This window comes from Pseudomonas panipatensis, assembly GCF_900099785.1.
Lineage (GTDB): Bacteria > Pseudomonadota > Gammaproteobacteria > Pseudomonadales > Pseudomonadaceae > Pseudomonas > Pseudomonas panipatensis.
This window is the reverse complement of record NZ_FNDS01000012.1, coordinates 73,954-91,138: the sequence shown is the minus strand read 5'-3', so window position 1 is coordinate 91,138 and position 17,185 is coordinate 73,954. Positions and strand designations below refer to the sequence as shown.

21 protein-coding genes are annotated in these 17,185 nt (G+C 67.5%); 11 read left to right on the top strand and 10 right to left on the bottom strand.

Annotated features, from left to right (window positions below):
• Positions 1–41: 41 nt before the first annotated feature.
• On the bottom strand, positions 42–443 hold the full coding sequence (locus tag BLQ74_RS23415) for a GFA family protein (protein ID WP_090267347.1): 402 nt from the start codon (positions 441–443) through the stop codon (positions 42–44).
• Positions 444–453: 10 nt separating this feature from the next.
• A complete protein-coding gene (locus tag BLQ74_RS23410; RefSeq protein ID WP_090267344.1) occupies positions 454–1,203 on the bottom strand; it encodes a phytanoyl-CoA dioxygenase family protein in 750 nt (249 codons plus the stop codon).
• A 214-nt stretch (positions 1,204–1,417) separates the two neighbouring features.
• Here BLQ74_RS23410 and BLQ74_RS23405 point away from each other — a divergent pair, with 214 nt between their 5' ends.
• The gene (locus tag BLQ74_RS23405) at positions 1,418–1,645 is read left to right on the top strand and encodes a CopG family ribbon-helix-helix protein (RefSeq protein ID WP_090267341.1); all 228 of its coding nucleotides are present in this window, start codon (positions 1,418–1,420) and stop codon (positions 1,643–1,645) included.
• Positions 1,642–1,923: a type II toxin-antitoxin system RelE/ParE family toxin gene (locus BLQ74_RS23400; RefSeq protein ID WP_090267337.1), complete on the top strand. Its 282-nt coding sequence runs from the start codon at positions 1,642–1,644 to the stop codon at positions 1,921–1,923. Before BLQ74_RS23405 ends, BLQ74_RS23400 begins: the two co-directional genes overlap by 4 nt.
• Positions 1,924–2,237: 314 nt before the next feature.
• Here the strand turns inward: BLQ74_RS23400 and BLQ74_RS23395 are convergent, their stop codons facing one another.
• Both BLQ74_RS23395 and BLQ74_RS23390 read right to left on the bottom strand, forming a co-directional pair.
• Positions 2,238–2,549: a hypothetical protein gene (locus tag BLQ74_RS23395; protein ID WP_090267334.1), complete on the bottom strand. Its 312-nt coding sequence runs from the start codon at positions 2,547–2,549 to the stop codon at positions 2,238–2,240.
• A 205-nt stretch (positions 2,550–2,754) separates the two neighbouring features.
• Positions 2,755–3,036 carry a DUF2218 domain-containing protein gene (locus tag BLQ74_RS23390; protein ID WP_090267331.1) on the bottom strand — a complete coding sequence of 94 codons (282 nt, stop codon included), beginning with the start codon at positions 3,034–3,036 and terminating at the stop codon, positions 2,755–2,757.
• Positions 3,037–3,130: 94 nt separating this feature from the next.
• Between BLQ74_RS23390 and BLQ74_RS23385 the strand changes: the two genes are divergently transcribed.
• Positions 3,131–4,057, top strand: a complete 927-nt coding sequence (locus BLQ74_RS23385) for a LysR family transcriptional regulator (protein ID WP_090267327.1) — start codon at positions 3,131–3,133, stop codon at positions 4,055–4,057.
• A gap of 49 nt (positions 4,058–4,106) precedes the next feature.
• Positions 4,107–4,565, top strand: coding sequence for a GNAT family N-acetyltransferase (locus BLQ74_RS23380; protein WP_090267323.1), 459 nt, complete (start codon positions 4,107–4,109; stop codon positions 4,563–4,565).
• Positions 4,566–4,583: 18 nt separating this feature from the next.
• Here BLQ74_RS23380 and BLQ74_RS23375 read toward each other — a convergent pair whose 3' ends face one another.
• Positions 4,584–4,958, bottom strand: a complete 375-nt coding sequence (locus BLQ74_RS23375; protein ID WP_090267320.1) for a hypothetical protein — start codon at positions 4,956–4,958, stop codon at positions 4,584–4,586.
• A gap of 491 nt (positions 4,959–5,449) precedes the next feature.
• Between BLQ74_RS23375 and BLQ74_RS23370 the strand changes: the two genes are divergently transcribed.
• From BLQ74_RS23370 to BLQ74_RS23360, 3 genes are read left to right on the top strand one after another with little or no spacing between them, the layout of a single operon-like run.
• Positions 5,450–7,543, top strand: a complete 2,094-nt coding sequence (locus tag BLQ74_RS23370; protein ID WP_090267317.1) for a 3-hydroxyacyl-CoA dehydrogenase NAD-binding domain-containing protein — start codon at positions 5,450–5,452, stop codon at positions 7,541–7,543.
• Between the two features lie 10 nt (positions 7,544–7,553).
• The gene (locus BLQ74_RS23365; protein WP_090267314.1) at positions 7,554–8,744 is read left to right on the top strand and encodes an acyl-CoA dehydrogenase family protein; all 1,191 of its coding nucleotides are present in this window, start codon (positions 7,554–7,556) and stop codon (positions 8,742–8,744) included.
• A 13-nt stretch (positions 8,745–8,757) separates the two neighbouring features.
• Positions 8,758–9,891 (top strand): acyl-CoA dehydrogenase family protein, encoded by a 1,134-nt coding sequence (locus BLQ74_RS23360; RefSeq protein ID WP_090267311.1) that lies wholly within the window; start codon positions 8,758–8,760, stop codon positions 9,889–9,891.
• Positions 9,892–9,901: 10 nt separating this feature from the next.
• On the opposite strand, the gene BLQ74_RS23355 is transcribed toward BLQ74_RS23360, so the two are convergent.
• Positions 9,902–10,687 carry an IclR family transcriptional regulator gene (locus tag BLQ74_RS23355; RefSeq protein ID WP_090267308.1) on the bottom strand — a complete coding sequence of 262 codons (786 nt, stop codon included), beginning with the start codon at positions 10,685–10,687 and terminating at the stop codon, positions 9,902–9,904.
• A 181-nt stretch (positions 10,688–10,868) separates the two neighbouring features.
• Here BLQ74_RS23355 and BLQ74_RS23350 point away from each other — a divergent pair, with 181 nt between their 5' ends.
• Both BLQ74_RS23350 and BLQ74_RS23345 read left to right on the top strand, forming a co-directional pair.
• Positions 10,869–12,500, top strand: coding sequence for a long-chain-fatty-acid--CoA ligase (locus BLQ74_RS23350; protein WP_090267304.1), 1,632 nt, complete (start codon positions 10,869–10,871; stop codon positions 12,498–12,500).
• A gap of 50 nt (positions 12,501–12,550) precedes the next feature.
• Complete coding sequence (locus tag BLQ74_RS23345; protein WP_090267301.1) at positions 12,551–14,086, top strand: 3-hydroxyacyl-CoA dehydrogenase; 1,536 nt, start codon at positions 12,551–12,553, stop codon at positions 14,084–14,086.
• 61 nt (positions 14,087–14,147) lie between these two features.
• Here BLQ74_RS23345 and BLQ74_RS23340 read toward each other — a convergent pair whose 3' ends face one another.
• Entirely contained in the window at positions 14,148–15,236 is a 1,089-nt protein-coding gene (locus BLQ74_RS23340) for an aminopeptidase (RefSeq protein ID WP_090267298.1), read from the bottom strand.
• Positions 15,237–15,294: 58 nt separating this feature from the next.
• On the opposite strand from BLQ74_RS23340, the gene BLQ74_RS23335 reads away from it, so the two are divergent.
• Together BLQ74_RS23335 and BLQ74_RS23330 are read left to right on the top strand one after the other, a co-directional pair.
• Complete coding sequence (locus BLQ74_RS23335; RefSeq protein WP_090267295.1) at positions 15,295–15,720, top strand: PA0061/PA0062 family lipoprotein; 426 nt, start codon at positions 15,295–15,297, stop codon at positions 15,718–15,720.
• 46 nt (positions 15,721–15,766) lie between these two features.
• The gene (locus tag BLQ74_RS23330) at positions 15,767–16,195 is read left to right on the top strand and encodes a PA0061/PA0062 family lipoprotein (RefSeq protein ID WP_090267292.1); all 429 of its coding nucleotides are present in this window, start codon (positions 15,767–15,769) and stop codon (positions 16,193–16,195) included.
• Positions 16,196–16,202: 7 nt separating this feature from the next.
• On the opposite strand, the gene BLQ74_RS23325 is transcribed toward BLQ74_RS23330, so the two are convergent.
• The 3 genes from BLQ74_RS23325 to BLQ74_RS23315 all read right to left on the bottom strand — a co-directional run bounded on the left by BLQ74_RS23325 (position 16,203) and on the right by BLQ74_RS23315 (position 17,167).
• The gene (locus BLQ74_RS23325) at positions 16,203–16,442 is read right to left on the bottom strand and encodes a DUF1161 domain-containing protein (RefSeq protein ID WP_090267289.1); all 240 of its coding nucleotides are present in this window, start codon (positions 16,440–16,442) and stop codon (positions 16,203–16,205) included.
• 159 nt (positions 16,443–16,601) lie between these two features.
• Positions 16,602–16,826 carry a DUF1161 domain-containing protein gene (locus tag BLQ74_RS23320; RefSeq protein WP_090267286.1) on the bottom strand — a complete coding sequence of 75 codons (225 nt, stop codon included), beginning with the start codon at positions 16,824–16,826 and terminating at the stop codon, positions 16,602–16,604.
• Between the two features lie 125 nt (positions 16,827–16,951).
• Positions 16,952–17,167, bottom strand: a complete 216-nt coding sequence (locus BLQ74_RS23315) for a dodecin (protein ID WP_090267281.1) — start codon at positions 17,165–17,167, stop codon at positions 16,952–16,954.
• Positions 17,168–17,185: the final 18 nt, after the last annotated feature.

Genomic DNA, 17,185 nt, shown 5'->3' with positions numbered 1-17,185 from the left:
GGCATGCGCCGCCCGCGCAAGCGCAAGGCGCTTCTGGAGAGCTACAACTGCTCCTCCTGCTCCTCCGGTAGCTGCTCGTCGAGGTGCAGCCAGGGCAGGCGACTTTTCACCCAGATATGCCGCTGCGCCGGCACTCGTTCGGGGTGATCGAGGCTGGCGATGGTCACGTCCAGGCTATCGGGACTCTGCTCACTCTCGAATACCAGTTGGGTGCCGCAGTGGCCGCAGAACCGCCGCCAGTTGCCAGGCGTCGACTCGTAGCTGGCTGGGCGCCCGGCCAGCCATTGGAACGCGGTGCGGGGCAGCGTCGCCCAGGTCACCACGATACCTCCGCTGCTGCGTCGGCAGAGCGAGCAATGGCAGTGCGCGACATCGTCCAGCGCCGCGTCGATCCGATAACGCAGCGCGCCGCACAGGCAGCCGCCCTGGTGTATTGCCTCCATACCAACCTCCTCAGTCGTATTCCGCGGCCTCATGATCGCCCAGCAGGCGCCGCTGACGTGGTGTGCAGGCAGCCAGCACCCGCGGGTCGAAACGCCAGGCCAGATAGGGCGAGAACTTCTGCGCCACCATGCGCCGGCCGTAGTGCACCTGCAGCAGATAGCGCGTGCGCTGGCTCAGGTTGCGGCTCCCCGCATGCCATAGCTCGCTGCGGAACAGCAAGGCATCGCCGGCGCGGCAGAGTATCGGCAGCGCGGCATTCCCCTGCCACTCATGCTCCGTCGTGGCCGGCGCACGGCCGGCCCGGTGGCTGCCGGGAATGACCCAGGTCGGGCAGAGCTGTTCGTCGATGTCATCGAGATAGATCTGCGCCGTGCAGATGAACATTGGCAGTTGGAATCCGCTATCGCGCAGCAGCGATTCCGGCAGGGCCATGGGCAGGTAGTCCAGGTGCATTTCCGCGCCGATGAAGCCGGGGTGGCAGCGCCAGGCGGTCTGGCCGATCACTTGGCAATCGGTGCCCAGGGCCAGTTCGGCCAGCTCGATCAGACCTGGCGGATCGAGGTAGGGCAGCCAGCGAGGCGAACGGTTGAACACACACTTGTAGTGATCGACCAGGCCCTCGTAGTCCCAATGCAGCGGCCGCAAGGCGTCGATCAGCCCGCGTACCTCGCCAACCTGCGCGGCATCCAGCACCCCGGGGATAAGCACATAGCCCTGCTCGTGCAGTGCGCGCAGGCGCATCGACAGCTCGCCGTCCATCCTCGGCTCCTCGTGCAGACCTGATTGCCACCCAGCATGCGCGGCACGTGCCGGCGCATCAACCGATGCGCCTCATCGGCAGCGCACCCGGCGCAATCCACGGCGACGCTCAGTGACGCCTCCTAAACCCTCAGACAACTTCCAAGTGATTGATTTGTATACCCATGTTATCTTTGTAAACTCTGTATACAGCGTAAACGGAGCTGCTCAGAAATTGACCACCGTAATCTCCTTCCGCGCCGATGACAGCCTGGTCGTGGCGCTGGACCAACTGGCCCGCGCCACCCATCGAGACCGCCCGTATCACCTGCGCCAGGCCCTGGCGCAGTACCTCGAACGGCAGAGCTGGCACGTCGCGGCCATCGACGAAGGGCTGGCCGACGCCAATGCCGGGCATCTGCTGGAACACGCGGAAATCGAAGCCAAGTGGGGGCTGGCATGAGCCTGCTATGGACGCACAAGGCAGCCGCCGACCTGGACGGGCTGTACGACCACTACGTGGTGTTGATCGGCCCGGAGAAAGCGCTCAAAGCCATCCAGGACATCGTCGGCCAGGTGCAGGCGCTGCTGGACTCGACCCAGAGCAGCGCGGGCCGGCCCAGCGAGGTACCCGGCGTGCGCGAATGGCTCATCGAGCGCTGGCCGTACCAGGCCGCCTACCGGGTCAAAGGGCGAGATGTACAAATTTTGCGCATCGATTCTGTGGATAACCCGGCCTGAAAGTGGCCGCATGGTTACAAGATGTTTCAAAGTATTGATTTATCTGAATAACCATGAATCGACAGATTTGTCCGAAGCCTCTGTTTCGGTCATGCCAAGTTCATGATTGGCATCATCGAGCTGCTTATGACCGAATCATCCAGTTCAGTTTTTCAGTGCCACCGAGCGCTCTTTCCTGCCGACAGCGCTGCCCGCTGACTGTCCCCGGTGTTTTCAATCCCGGCACCCTGGCCGGCCAGCCTCGCCATCCTTGATTAAATGCCTTGATGAACATGACCACTAAAGTCCGCCACCTCGCGCTTTGCTTGTGCCTGTTACCCACGGCGGTTCCAGCCTGGACGGGCGCTGGCGTCGAACAACAACAGCGATGGCAGGAGCAACAGCGCCTGCAGCAGGAGCAGCAACGGCTTCGCCAGGAAGACCAGCGACGCCAGTTCCTGGAACAGCACAGGCGCCGTGAAGAGCAGCAACACGAGGAGGCACAGCGACACCAGCAGGCAGAGCAGCAACGCTGGCTGGAGCAGCAGCACCTGAGTGCCGAGAAGCAGCGCCTGTGGCAGGAAGAACAGCATCGGCAGGTGGAAGAACGCCAGCGCCAATGGGCGGAAACGCAACGCCAGCAGCAAGAGGAACGCGAGCGGCAGCGGGAGGGGGCCAGGCGGCGCCAGGAAGCCCAGCGCTAGCCGGCCCGGCGCAGTGCCGCGGGTGCGGGCGCCAGCGCCAGTCGGTGCCTGGCGCGGGTCAGTGGCGGAGGGCGGTCAGTTGTCGCGCGAGCGACGCAACGGGCCAGCCCTGCGAGGGGTGATGGCGAAAGGGGGTAGGGTGCTGCGCTCAGCGCCACGCCACCGGCAGTTGCCCTTCCTTCCAAGCGAAGCGATCGAGGTGGCTGACCACCACCTGTTGCAGGCGCGCCAGCGCCTCGCTATCCGCCGCCTCGGCTTCCAGGTGCAACGCCTGCGCATCGGCGAGCAAGCGGCAGGTACCGAAGTCGAAACGCAGCACGCCCCGGTCTTCGTTCAACTCGACCGGCAGCTTGTGGGCGAAATGGTTGCACAGGCGCTTGAGGTAGCGGGCGCCATCGGGAGTCGTCACATCGGCGTGGGATGTCAGCATGGTTTTTCTCCTTTGACAGGCAGCGCATCCTAGAAAGAAGAAAGCGCGGGAAAAACCGGCTATTTTGCCTTTCACTCTTAAGCGGAACTTCACAATGGACAATCTCAGAGGCATGGCCATCTTCGCCACCGTGGTTGCCCGCGGCTCCATGGCATCCGCTGCCGAGGCCCTTGGCATGACGCCGTCGGCGGTGAGCCAGCAGATCCGCAAGCTGGAAACCCAGGCCCAGGTCACCTTGTTGCACCGCACGACCCGCAAGCTGACCCTGACCGAAGCCGGCGAGGTGTTCTACCGCAGTTGCGCGCAAATGCTGGCGATCGCCGAAGAGGCCGAGCAACGCCTCGGCGAATGGCGCGAAGCACCGGTCGGCGAACTGCGCCTGGCGGCACCGGTGGGTTTCTCCGGCAAGCTGATCACCGAAGCGTTGCGGCCGCTGCTGGAAAATCACCGGCAACTGCGCTTGCAACTGTTCTTCCACGACGAACAGATCGACCTCATCGAACAACGTATCGACCTGGCCATCCGGGTCGGCAACCTGGCCGACTCCAGCCTGGTGGCGCGCCATCTGGCGGAGTGGAACAACCTGGTCTGCGCCGCGCCGTCCTACCTGCGCCGCTACGGCCCGGTGGAGCATCCGGAGCAATTGCTGGGACTCGACTGGCTGTCGCTGAACACTTACAGCCATGGCATCCAATTGCAGTTCGACGGCCCGGCCGGGCAGACCTGCAAGCTACGCCCGGAACCCCGGGTGGCCGCCAACAGCATGATCGCCCTGCGCCAGTTCACCCTCGACGGCCTGGGTGTCTCGGTGCAGCCGGAGCCGGAGGTGCGCGACGCGCTGGAGGAGGGCAGGTTGCAACGCTTGCTGCCGGGCTGGTCGTTGCCGAGCATCGGCATCTACGCGGTCACCCCGCGCCGCGATGCCCAGCCAGCCAAGGTCAAGGTGGCCATCGAGGCGCTGCGCCGGCACCTCGGCGGCATGCTGGCGGCGCGTCCCGCGTCGGCTGTGCAAGGACCCTGACTCTGCGAAGATAGGCGATCCCGTTCGCTGCCCTCAGGAGAGGCGCGCCATGCAATTGACCTGGACCTGCAAGCACCACAGCCAACTGAGCAAAGAAGAGCTGTACGCCATCCTGCGCCTGCGTTGCGAGGTGTTCGTGGTCGAGCAGCAATGCCCTTACCAGGACATCGACGGCCTCGACCTGATTGGCGATACCTGCCATCTGCTGGGGCACGCTGGCGAGCATCTGCTGGCCTACCTGCGCCTGCTCGATCCCAGTCGCCATGGCGGCGACGTGGTGATCGGCCGGGTCATCAGCGCCGCCACCGCGCGCGGCCAGGGCCTCGGCCATCAAATGCTCGAACGCGCGCTGGAACAGGCCGCGCAACGCTGGCCGAACCATCCGCTCTACCTGTCGGCGCAAGCGCACCTGCAAGGCTATTACGGCCGCTACGGCTTCAGCGCGGTGGGCGAGGTCTATCTGGAAGACGATATCCCGCACATCGGCATGCGCCGCCCGGCACCCTAGCCGCCAAGCCGCGGCGCCCTAGCGGGCCTGGACCTTGCGCCAGGCCGGGCGCCGCACCCCGTCCGCCGACGTTTCAGTGCCACGCCGGACCTGGTCTTCCCAGGCCCTGAACTGGCAAGCGGTCATCATTTCCATCAAGGCGCCGGGCGCCAGACAAGGCTCGGCGAAGGCATCGCTGGCGATGTAGACGCTGTGCCCGTTCACGTCGCTGGCGGGAGCATGGTGGTAGTAGTGCGCTGACCAGACCTGCTCCGCCTGCGCCGCGTCATTGGCTGCGACGTAGCTGGTCTTGCAACTGACCTGATTCCCGTGGGGGTAGAACACCAGCACGGTGAAAATCTTTGGCGCGGCCTGCACACATCCGGTGGTGACGGCCGTAGGTTGGCGGTTCATGGTCTTTCCTTGAAAGGTGAGGGGCGTTCGGACCGTTGGCCGTGGCGTCGAACCCGCCAGCCCCTTTGCGAGCGCGGCAAGCTTCTCCAGCCGACAGCGCTGGTGCAAGTATCCGATACGTCTATTTTGCGGGTTTCCGAGGATCAGGCGACGCTTGCCGCGGTGCGATTAAGGATCGCGCCGGGCGCAGCCGCGGGCCTCGCTGGCGCTCTCGGCCATGCGCGGAGCCGACGCTGGCCTGGGCGACGCACGGGCGCTAGACGAAGCCTCCGCCGAGACGGGTCACGCCCAGCCAGCGTGCGCACTCGCCCGCCATCGCCCTTGACCTCAGGTCGCTGCCCCAGGCGGCCTGATCCCCCCTCGCGACAGCCAGCAGGGCTCGCGTCCGAATGATCCGCTCGCAGCACGCTCGACAAGCCTCAGTGATCTTTATATTCTGCACAGCGAAACAAGGTTCCGTTAAACAACAAAAATCAACGACGGAGGCTGACATGCCCGAAGTGGTGCGGGTCGAGCGTCATGGCGACGTGGCCCTGATCAAGGTCGACAATCCCCCGGTCAACGCTCTCGGCCTGGCGCTACGCGCCGGGCTGCTCGCGGCCTTTCGCGCAACCGAGGCGGATGCCGCGGTGCGGGCCGTGGTGCTGCTCTGCGAGGGGCGCACCTTCATGGCCGGCGCTGACATCAAGGAGTTCGGCAAGCCTGCGCAGGCGCCCTCGTTGCCGGAGCTGGTGGAAGCTATCGAAGCCGCGAGCAAGCCGAGCGTCGCGGTGATCCACGGCAGCGCCCTGGGTGGCGGTCTGGAAGTCGCCCTGGCCTGCCATTACCGCATCGCCACGACCACTGCCCAGGTCGGCCTGCCCGAAGTGAAACTCGGCCTGCTTCCCGGCGCCGGCGGCACCCAACGCCTGCCACGCCTGGCCGGCGTGGCCAAGGCCCTGGAGATGATCGTCTCCGGCGCGCCCATCGGCGCGGCCCAGGCGGTGGAACAGGGCATCGTCGACGAGCTGCTCGACAGCGACCTCGCCGACGCCGGCCTGGCCTACGCCCGCCGCCTGATCGCGGAAGGCCGCGGGCCGCGCCGCACGGGTGAGCGCCAGGCGCATCTGCCGGACGAAGACTGCGCCGCGCTGATCGCCGCCAAGCACGCCGAGGTGCAGAAGCGCCAGCCCGGTCTGTTCTCGCCACTGCGCTGCGTGGCGGCGGTGGAAGCCGCCACCCGCCTGCCCCTGGCCGAGGGCCTGAAGCGCGAGCGCGAGCTGTTCCAGGAATGCCTGGCGTCTGCGCAGCGCGCCGCGCTGATCCACAGCTTCTTCGCCGAGCGCGAAGCGGCGAAGATCGCCGGCCTGCCGGCCGACACGCCGCTGCGCGAGGTGCGCAGCGCGGCGGTGGTGGGCGGCGGCACCATGGGGGTTGGCATCGCCCTGTGCTTCGCCAATGTCGGCATCCCGGTGAAGCTACTGGAGATCGATGGCGCCGCCCTCGAACGCGCTCTGCAACGGGCGCGCGCGATCTACCAGGCCAGCGTCGAACGCGGCAGCCTGAGCGCCGAGGCCAGGGACAAGCGCCTCGGTCTGCTCCAGGGCGTGCTCGACGACGCCGCCCTGGCCGACGTGGACCTGGTGATCGAGGCGGTGTTCGAGAGCCTGGAAGTGAAACGCCAGGTGTTCGCGCGCCTCGACGCGGTGTGCAAGCCCGGCGCCATCCTCGCCAGCAACACCTCGTCGCTCGACCTCGACCAGATCGCCGCGTTCACCCAGCGCCCGCAGGACGTGGTCGGCCTGCACTTCTTCAGCCCGGCCAACGTCATGCGCCTGCTCGAAGTGGTGCGCGGCAAGGCCACCAGCGCCGAGGTACTGGCCAGCGCCATGCACCTCGGCAAGCGCCTGAAGAAGGTCGCGGTCGCGGTGGGCGTGTGCGACGGCTTCGTCGGCAACCGGATGATCTTCCAGTACGGCCGTCAGGCCGAATTCCTCCTGGAGGAGGGCGCCAGCCCGGCGCAGGTGGACAAGGCCCTGCGCGACTTCGGCATGGCCATGGGGCCGTTGGCGGTGCGCGACCTGTCCGGGCTGGACATCAGCCATGCGATCCGCGAGGGCCAGCGGCCCAGGCTCAAGCCCGGGCAGACCCTGCCCACCGTGCTCGACCAGTTGTTCGCCGCCGGCATGCTCGGACAGAAGAGCGGCGTCGGCTTCTACCGCTACCAGGACGGCGCCCGCGCGCCGCAGGACAACCCGGCACTGCCGGCGATGCTGGAACAGGCCGCCGCCCTGCGCGGCATCCGGCGCCAGCCGCTGAGCGATGAACACATCGTCGAACGCTGCCTGTTCGCCCTGATCAACGAGGCGGCGCAGATCCTCGACGAAGGCATCGCCCAGCGCGCCAGCGACATCGACCTGATCTTCCTCAATGGCTACGGCTTCCCGTCCTGGCGCGGCGGCCCCCTGTTCTATGCCGACAGCCTCGGCCTGGAGCACGTGCTGCAGCGCATCCGCGAGTTCCACCAGCGCTTCGGTGCCTGGTGGCAGCCGGCCCCGTTGCTCGAACGCCTGGTGGCCGAAGGCCGCCGCTTCGCCGATCTCTAAGGAGCCCACCATGGACATGCATTTCACCCCCGAGGAGCTGGCCTTCCGCGACGAAGTCCGCGCCTTTCTGCAGGACAAGCTGCCCCACGACATCAGCACCAAGGTGCGCCTCGGCAAGCCGCTGAGCAAACAGGACCACCAGCGCTGGCAGCGCGCGCTCAGCGCGCAGGGCTGGTACGCCACGCACTGGCCGGAAGCGTTCGGCGGCACTGGCTGGAATGCCGTGCAGAAACACATTTTCGAGGAGGAGTGCGCCGCCCACGGGGCGCCGCGCACCATCCCCTTCGGCGTCAACATGGTCGCTCCGGTGATCATCAAGTTCGGCACCCCGGCGCAACAGGCGCGCTTCCTGCCGCGCATCCTCGACGGCAGCGACTGGTGGTGCCAGGGTTACTCCGAACCGGGCGCCGGCTCCGACCTGGCCTCGCTGAAGACCCGCGCGGTGCGCGACGGCGAGCACTATGTGGTGAACGGCCAGAAGACCTGGACCACCCTCGGCCAGCACGCCGACTGGATCTTCTGCCTGGTCCGCACCGACCCCGAGGCGCAGCAGCAGCGCGGCATCAGCTTTCTGCTGATCGACATGAAATCCCCCGGCATCACGGTACGGCCGATCATCACCCTGGACGGCGAGCACGAGGTCAACGAGGTGTTCTTCGACAACGTGCGGGTGCCCCTGGAAAACCTGGTCGGCCGCGAGAACGAGGGCTGGACCTGCGCCAAGTACCTGCTCACCTACGAGCGCACCGGGCTGGCCGGCATCGGCGCGTCCAAGGCGGTGCTCGGCCACCTCAAGCGCGTCGCCAGCCGCGAGCTGTGCGACGGTCGGCCGATGCTCGACGACCCATTGTTCCGCGCCCAGGTCGCCGAGTTGGAGATGCAGTTGATGGCCATCGAGATGAGCACCCTGCGCATCCTCGCCGCGGCCCGCGAAAGCGGCGTGCCGGGGGCGGAAAGCTCGATCCTCAAGGTCAAGGGCACGGAGATCCGCCAGGCCATCAGCCACCTGCTGCGCAAGGTGCTCGGCCCCTACGCGCTGCCCTTCATCGAGGAGGAGTTCGCCGGCCAGGCCGAGCCGCTGCACGCCGACTACGCGACGGCGCCGGCCAGCCAGTACTTCAACCTGCGCAAGCTGTCGATCTTCGGCGGCTCCAACGAAATCCAGAAGAACATCGTCTCGAAGATGATTCTCGAGCTGTGAGGACGGACCGACCATGGACTTCAAACTCAGCGAAGAGCAGCAGATGCTGCAGGACACCGCGGCGCGCCTGGTGCGTGACGCCTATGGCTTCGAACAGCGGCAGCGCTTCGCCGCCAGCGAGCTGGGCTACAGCGCCGAATTCTGGCGCCAGCTCGGCGAACTCGGACTGACCGCCGTGCCCTTCGGCGAAGCCCACGGCGGCTTCGGCGGCGGCGGTGTGGAAAGCCTGCTGATCCTCACCGAACTGGGCCGCGGCCTGTGCCTGGAACCCTACCTGCAATCGGTGATCCACGCCGGCGGGCTGCTCGCCCAGCTCGGCAGTCCGGCACAGCAGGCGCACTGGCTGCCGCGCATCGCCAGCGCCGAGGCGCAGCTCGCCGTGGCCCTGGAAGAGCCGCAGAGCCACTACCAACTGCACGACGTACAGACCCGCGCCGAAGCGACCGGCGACACCTGGACGCTCAGCGGACGCAAGGCGGTGGTGATCGGCGGGCACAGCGCCACGGCGATCCTGGTGTCGGCGCGGGTGAGCGGCGGCGCGCGCGACGAGGCGGGCATCGGCCTGTTCCTGGTCGATCCGTCGCAGCCCGGCGTCAGCCGCCGCGACTACCCGACCATCGATGGCCAGAAGGCCTGTGAACTGTTCCTCGACGGTGCCGTCGGCGAAGCCCTGGGCGAGCCCGGAGAGGCCCTGGCAGCGCTGCGCTACCAGCAGGGCCGGGCCATCGCCGCGCAATGCGCGGAAGCCTTGGGCAGCATGCAGGAAGCCTGCGACCTGACCCTGGACTACCTGAAGACGCGCAAGCAATTCGGCGTGCCGATCGGCAAGTTCCAGGTCCTCCAGCACCGCATGGTGGACATGCGCAGCGAGCTGGAACAGGCCACCAGCATGGCCATCCTCGCCGCCTGCGTGGCCGACCAGCCGGACAGCGCCGAACGCAGCCGCACCCTGGCGGCGGCCAAGTTCATCGTCACCCGCGCCGGGCGCTACATCGCCGAACAGGCGATCCAACTGCACGGCGGCATCGGCATGACCTGGGAGTACCTGCTGGCGCACCACGCCAAGCGCCTGGTGATGCTCAGCCACCAACTGGGCGACGACCACCACCACCTGAAGGCCTACGCCAAGCTGATGGAGGTGGCGTAAGAGGCGACCCTCAGGCGCCGAGGCTTTCGATATCCCGCGCGAGCATTTCCAGCTCATGGGCCAGGGAACCCTTGAGGGTTTCCTCGCTGAGCTGGAAGGAGGGCGCGCCGCAGGTGAGCGCCATCAGGCTGCCGTCGGCCAGGCGCAGCGGCACGCCGGCGGCCTTGACGTTGCGGTCCCAGTCGCCGAGGGACAGGCAGAAGCCGTGCTCGCGGTACTCGGCGAAAGAGGCCTCCAGGGACGCCCGCAGGGCTGCCCAGTCGCCCTCATAGCGCGCCTCCAGGGCTTGCAGCAGATGCTCGCGTTCCTGCTCCGGGGTCGCCGCCAGGTAGGCACGGCCTGCCGCGGTGGTGGCCAGCGGCAGGCGCACACCGGCGTCCATGCGCAGGGAGGTGGCCTCCGGCGGGCGGCAGTTTTCCACGTAGATCATCGACAGCCAGTCGCGGCAGGTCAGGCCGACGGTGGTGTTGGTGCGCTTGGCGAAGGCCTCCATGTACGGCTTGGCCAGTTGCCGCACGCGCAGGTTGGAGACGTAGGCGTAGCCCAGCGCCAGCACCCCGGAATCGAGCTGGTACTTCTCGTGCTGCTGCGAGTAGCTGAGGTAGCCGAGCTTGGTCAGGGTGTAGGTCATGCGCGACACGGTCGGCTTGGGCAGCCCAGTGATCCGCGCGATTTCCTGGTTGCCGAGCACCACCGAGCCGTGGGTGAAAGCGCGCAGCACATCCAGGCCGCGGGCCAGGGCCTCGACGAACTTGCGGTCCTTGGGATTGCTGCTGTCTTCGACGTCGTCGCTCATGCTGCCTCGGCTGGGAAGAAAAGGGAGCCGGAGCGGCGCCCGGCGCGGGCGAACGATAGCAGATCGGCCCCCGGCGAACAGCAACGTGCGCCGCCGTTGCACGGTAAAAGCCTATCGCATACCATCGATTTCGACATCTTGTTTCGCAGAGCAAAATAACAATTCACAAACGGAGCACCGCATGCCCGTCACTGCCGAAGGTTATGTCGCCGCCCAGCTCACTGCGCGCGGCTACCGGAATGTCCACGATCTGCTGAGCGAAGCCTGCGCGCAGTACCCCGAGCGCAGCGCCTTCTCCTGCGGGCCGAGCCGCCTCAGCTTCGCCGAACTGGAGCGCCAGGCCGACGCCTTCGCCCGTTACCTGCGCCACCATGCCGGCTTGCAAGCCGGCGAGCGCCTGGCGCTGATGCTGCCCAACTCGCTGCAATACCCGATCGCCGCCTTTGGCGCGTTCAAGGCCGGGCTGGTGCTGGTCAACACCAATCCGCAGTACACCGCCGGCGAGCTGTCGCACCAGTTGCGCGACTCCGGTGCGGTGGCCGTGCTGCTGCTCGATCGCCTGCTGCCGCTGCTGCGCAAGGTGCAGGACGACAGCGCGGTGCGCCAGGTGCTGCTGACCGCGCCGGACGACATCGAGGCGCCGCAGTACCAGAGCGAGCAGCCCGACTGCACGCGCTTCATGCAGGCCCTGCGCCTGGGCGCCGCGGCACCGCCGCTGGAGACGGTCGCCGGCCTGGAAAAACTCGCCCTGCTGCAATACACCGGCGGCACCACCGGCGTTTCCAAGGGCGCCATGCTCAGCCACTACAGCCTGCTGGCCAACGTCATCCAGACCCTGGAACTGTTCATGCGTCCGGGCCTGCTCGCCCCCGAGCGCGACGTGCGCATCGCGCCGCTGCCGCTCTACCACATCATGGCCTTCGCCACGAACTGCCTGAGTTCGGTGGGCATGGGCCTGCACACGGTGGTGATCCGCGACGGGCGCAACCTCGAGGAAATCATCGATGCCATGCGCCGCTATCCGTTCAGTCTGCTCAGCGGGCTGAACAGCCTGTTCGTCGGGCTGATGAACCACCCGGCCTTTGGCGAACTGGACTTCAGCCACCTGAAATGGGTGACCTCCGGCGGCGCCCCGCTGAACGTGGAAGTCGGCCGCCGCTGGAAGGCCCTCACCGGCGCCCCGGTGCTGGAAGGCTTCGGTCTCACCGAGGCGTCTCCGGTGGTCTGCACCAACACTCTGCTGACGCCCTACCGCGAGGGCTACGTCGGCCAGCCGTTGATCGATACCCAGGTGCGCATCCTCGACGAGCAGGGCAAGCCATGCCCGCCCGACGAGCCCGGCGAGCTTTGCCTGCGCGGACCGCAGGTGATGCAGGGGTACTGGCAGCGCCCGGAGGAGACCGCCCAGGTGCTCGACGCCGACGGCTGGCTGCGCACCGGCGACATCGCCGTGCAGGACGCCGCCGGCCTGCTGAAGATCGTCGACCGCAAGAAAGACATGATCCTGGTCAGCGGCTTCAACGTCTTCCCCAACGAGGTGGAAGACGCGGTGATGCGCCACCCCGGTATCCGCGAATGCATCGCCATCGGTGTGCCGGATGCGCGCAAGGGCGAGTCGGTGAAGCTGTTCGTCAGCCTGCGCGACCCGGCCCTGGACGCCGCCGCGATCATCGCCCACTGCCGTGAGTACCTGACCGGCTACAAGGTGCCGAGCGCCGTGGAAATCCTCGATGAGCTGCCCAAGACCTCGGTGGGCAAGATGCTCCGCCGCCAGTTGCGCGACCTGGAGCTACAACGGAGCGCCGCATCGTGAGCACAGCGACTAAGGTAAAACCAGGCCAGCCAGACGAGACCGCAACGCCCATGCCAGCCACCAGCCAACTGCCCTTCAGCCGCATCGGTGTCATCGGCGCCGGCGCCATGGGCCGTGGCATCGCCCAGCTGTTCGCCAGCGCCGGAGTGCCGGTGCTGCTCTACGACACGCGCGCGGACAGCCTCCAGCAAGCCCTGGCCTTCAACCGCGAGCTGCTCGAACGCGCCGCGGCCAAGGGCACGCTCAGCGCCGACGCCCTGGCCGCCACCCTGCATCGCCTGAAGGCGGCCAGCAGCCTCGACGAACTGGCCGGCTGCGACCTGCTGATCGAGGCCATCGTCGAAGACCTGGACGCCAAGCAGGCGTTGTTCGCCGAGCTGGAGGCGCGGGTCGCGGCGGACACCGTGCTGGCGAGCAACACCTCGTCGCTGTCGATCACCCGCATCGCCGCGCGCTGCCGGCATCCCGAGCGGGTCGCCGGCTTCCATTTCTTCAACCCGGCGCCGCTGATGCGCATCGTCGAAGTGGTGCGCGGCCAGCGCACCAGCGCGGCGGTGGTAACACGCCTCGCCCGGCTCGCCGAGCAGGCCGGACACTTCCCGGCGCTGAGCCCGGACAGCCCCGGCTTCATCGTCAACCACGCCGGCCGCGCCTTCAGCACCGAGGCCCTGCGCATCCTCGGCGAAGGCATCGCCAGCGCCGCGCAGATCGACCGCATCCTGCGCGACACGGCCGGCTTCCGCATGGGCCCCTTCGAGTTGCTCGACCTCACCGGCCTGGACATTTCCCACGCGGTGATGGAATCGCTCTACCAGCAGTTCTACCAGGACCCGCGCTACGCCCCCTCGCCGCTGGCCGCGCAGCGGGTCGCCGCCGGCCTGCTCGGGCGCAAGAGCGGCGAGGGTTTCTACCGCTACCAGGATGGCCAGCAGGTGCGCGAGGCAGAGCCGCGGCCCGAGCCGGTGAACCTCGACCGGCCGTTCTGGCTGGACAGCCAGGACCCGGAGCTGCGCCACCGCGTCGGCCTGTTGCTGAGCCAGGCCGGGGTGGTCCTGGAAAGCGCCGAGACACCGTCGGCGCGGGCCATCTGCCTGGTCACACCGCTGGGCGAGGACGCCAGCACCTGCATCGACGCCCAGGGCCTGCCGACCGAACGCAGCCTGGCCCTGGAGAGCTTCGGCGAACTCGATCGACGCCGCGTGCTGATGCGCCAGCCGGCGCTCGACCCGCGCCTGGAAGCCCAGGCGCGCCAGGCCCTGGGCACCGACGGCGTGCCGGTGGAAGTGATCAATGACTCACCCGGCTTCATCACCCAGCGGGTGATCGCCAGCATCGTCAACCTGGGGTGCGAGATCGCCCAGCGCGGCATTGCCTCGCCGCTCACCCTGGACCGCGCGGTGCACCTGGCGCTGGGCTATCCGTTCGGCCCGCTGGCCTTCGGCGAACACTTCGGCACGGCGCGTATCCTCACCATCCTCCAGGGCCTGCAGGCCTGCTACGGCGAGCCGCGCTACCGGCCCAGCCCCTGGCTGCGCCGGCGCGTGCAACTGGACCTGCCGCTGCACAGCCCGGACGCTGCCGAGTGAAGGCAAGCGCGGCCATCCGCGCATCGGGCGAGGCGTCATTGGCGCCGCGCCGTCTGCACGCTCAGAACGGGTAGAACCGCCCCGCCTGCAAGTGCTCCAGCGCCGCCTGGCGCTGCGCGTCGGGCAGGGCGCCGAGTTTCTCGACGCGGGCGAAGAACGCCGGCCAGTTGCCGCCGACCTGGCGGTGCAGGGTGGCGAAGGCCGGCACCCACTGGTCATAGAGACCGAAGGGCAACAGCTTGGCGTTGTTCATCGGCGCCTCGATCCAGGCGTCGAAAGGCGCCTTGCCGCCCCACTCGCGATCGCGCACGTCACGGTATTCGCGGCGCAAGCGCTCGAACTCGGCGGCCTTGCCGGCACGCAGGGCGTCCGCCGGCTGGCCGCTGGCGTAGAGCTTTTCCAGGCGCGCGCGGCTGTCGAGGATCAGCCGGGTGAAGCGGGCGCGGCGCCCCACCTGGCCGGCGTCCTCCGCCGGCAGAGCGCGGAAGACGCGCCAGCGACGCCCGCCTTCCTGTTCGACGAAGCTGGCGTAGGACTCGTTGAAGGCGGTGTCGCCGGGCAGGTAGTAACGCTGGTGCGCCAGCTCGTGGAAGATCGTCTCGGCCAGGCGCTGGTCGTCCCAGCGCAGCATGCTGCTGAGGATCGGGTCGTCGAACCAGCCGAGGGTGGAGTAGGCCTCCACGCCGCCGATGTAGACATCCTGCCCCTGCGCCTTCAGGCGCCGCGCCTCGGCCTTGGCGTCGGCCTCGCGGTAGTAGCCGCGATAGGCCACGCAGCCGGCGATGGGGAAGCAGTGGGTCAACGGCTGCAACGACAGCTCGGCGGTGGCGAAGACGTTCCACACCACATAGGGCCGCTGGATATCGCTGTACAGCCGGTAGCTCTCATTGTCCGGCAGGCCCAGCTCGGCGCTGGCGAACGCACGCGCCTGCTGCGCCAGCGCCAGACGCTGGCGCAGCCCGGCATCGCGGGAGGGATCGGCGACCACCTCGGCCACCGGCTCGCGGGCCATCAGCAGCTTCATTTGCCCCGAGCCCAACTGGCTGTAGTAGCCGACCGAGGAGCAACCGCTCAGCAGCGCCAGCGCCAGGCAGGGAACCCAGCGGGACAGTCGGTGGTCGAGTAACGCAATAGGCAGGCGAGCGGGCATGCGCGGCACCTTAGCACAGCCCCAGTGCGGCCCGAACCTACCCCTGACAGGAGTGTCCATGCGCCCATTGTTGCTTGCCGGCGGCCTGCTCGTTCTGAGCGGCTGCGCCCTGATCCTGCCCAGGCCGGACCCCAACCGCGCCTGGATCGACCTGGACACCAACGGCGAGAGCGATCTCGCCGCGCTGGAGGTGGACGGCAAACCCTGGCGCAGTTCGCGCTACTTCGAAGTCGACCCCGGCCAGCACGAACTGCGCGTGCGCTTCCAGTTCCAGGTCGCAGCCAGCGACATAGGCGCCACCGACGCGGTCAACGAGGGGCTCTGGCGCGATTGCCAACTGACCCTGAAGTACAAGGACTTCAACGCCGGGCAGCGCTACCGCCTGCAGACCGGCAACATCGGCTTCTATCCCTGGGCGAAGCTGTACGACGCCGAGGCCAAGGAAGTCGCGCGCGGTCGGACCGGACGCTGCGAGAAAGTTTGAGGCACTATGCTGGAATCCTTGGGGCCCGCTTTCAGGTCATACCGCCATGCGCACCCGCTTCCTGCTGCTTCTCGCACCCTTGCTCGGTGCCTGCGCCGGCCCGCTGCCGGCGCATGACCCGCAACGCGCCTGGGTCGACCTCTATACCCAGCCGGCCAATACCCTGCTCGCCGAGCGCCTGGACGGCGTCGTGCTCGACGACGGTCGCTACTTCCAGGTGCCACCCGGCAAGCATCGCCTGGAAGTGCGCTTCCAATATGAAGTACCGGGCGGTGGCGGCCCCAACGGAATGAACGACATGGGCCAGATCACCTGCCGCGTCTGGCTGACCTACGAGCACTTCGTGGCCGGCCAGCGCTACCGCCTGGAGTTGCGCCCGCAACTGCGCAGCGCCCTGGCCCTGCTGACCGATGCCAGCGGCCAACTGGTGGCCAAGACCGACTTCCAGGGCACGCTGGACTGCAGCCTGCCCTGAGCCGGCCTCAGCCGTCGTTCTTCTGGTAGACGATCTTGCGCGAGCCCCCCTCGCAACTGCCGACCACCATGCCGGGGTCCATGACCTCGCTGGCGGTGACGATTTCCAGGGTATAGGCGGTCACCCCGGCGGACTGGATCTTGGTTTCGATCTCCGCCTTGAGTTCCTCGCACGGCTTGGTCGCGGCCTGCGCCGCGATGCTGCCGGCCAGGCCCAGCGACAGAATGGCGATCTTGCTGATGTTCATGGCATTCCCTCGTCTGCCTCCCCCCTGGAGGCGCTGCCTATCCTAACGACAGACAGTGACGCGGCGACAGAGTGCCGGAAGCGCCGGGCGCCGACGGCGCGCATAAAAAAACCGGGGCTCCTGGCGAAGCCCCGGTGCGCTTGTCATTCCCCCGAGCGGTCAGTGACGCGCGTAGACGATCTCCTTGCGCCCGGAATCGCAGGTGCCAACCACTTTCTTGTCGCCGGCACTGCCCTTGTCGACGATTTCCAGGGTGTAGCCCGAGGCGCCCTTGGCCTTGATCTTCGCGTCGATCTCCGACTTCAACGCCTCGCACGGCTTGGCCGCGGCGAACGCGCTTCCCGCCATAGCCAGCAGGCCTACAGCCAACAGCACTTTCTTCATGAACGAACGCTCCCTCGTTGAACACACAAAAATGCCCCGTAGGGCGATGGACCGGGTCACGGCCAGCGACCGCCCCGGGAACCCTTGCGAGGAATCCCCGCGCACGCGGGCATTCCTCGAAAATCTCAACTGTCAGTGATGCGGAAGCCGACCTTGAGGGTCACCTGATAATGCCCCACCGCACCGTTCTCGATATGCCCGCGGGTATCCACCACCTCGAACCATTCCAGGTTCTTCAGGCTTTTGGAAGCTTCGCTGAGGGCATTGTTGATGGCGTCCTCAATGCTGGTGCGCGAAGAGCCGACCAGTTCGATTTTCTTGTAGGTGTGATGGTTGGACATCGCTGCTCTCCTGTTCGC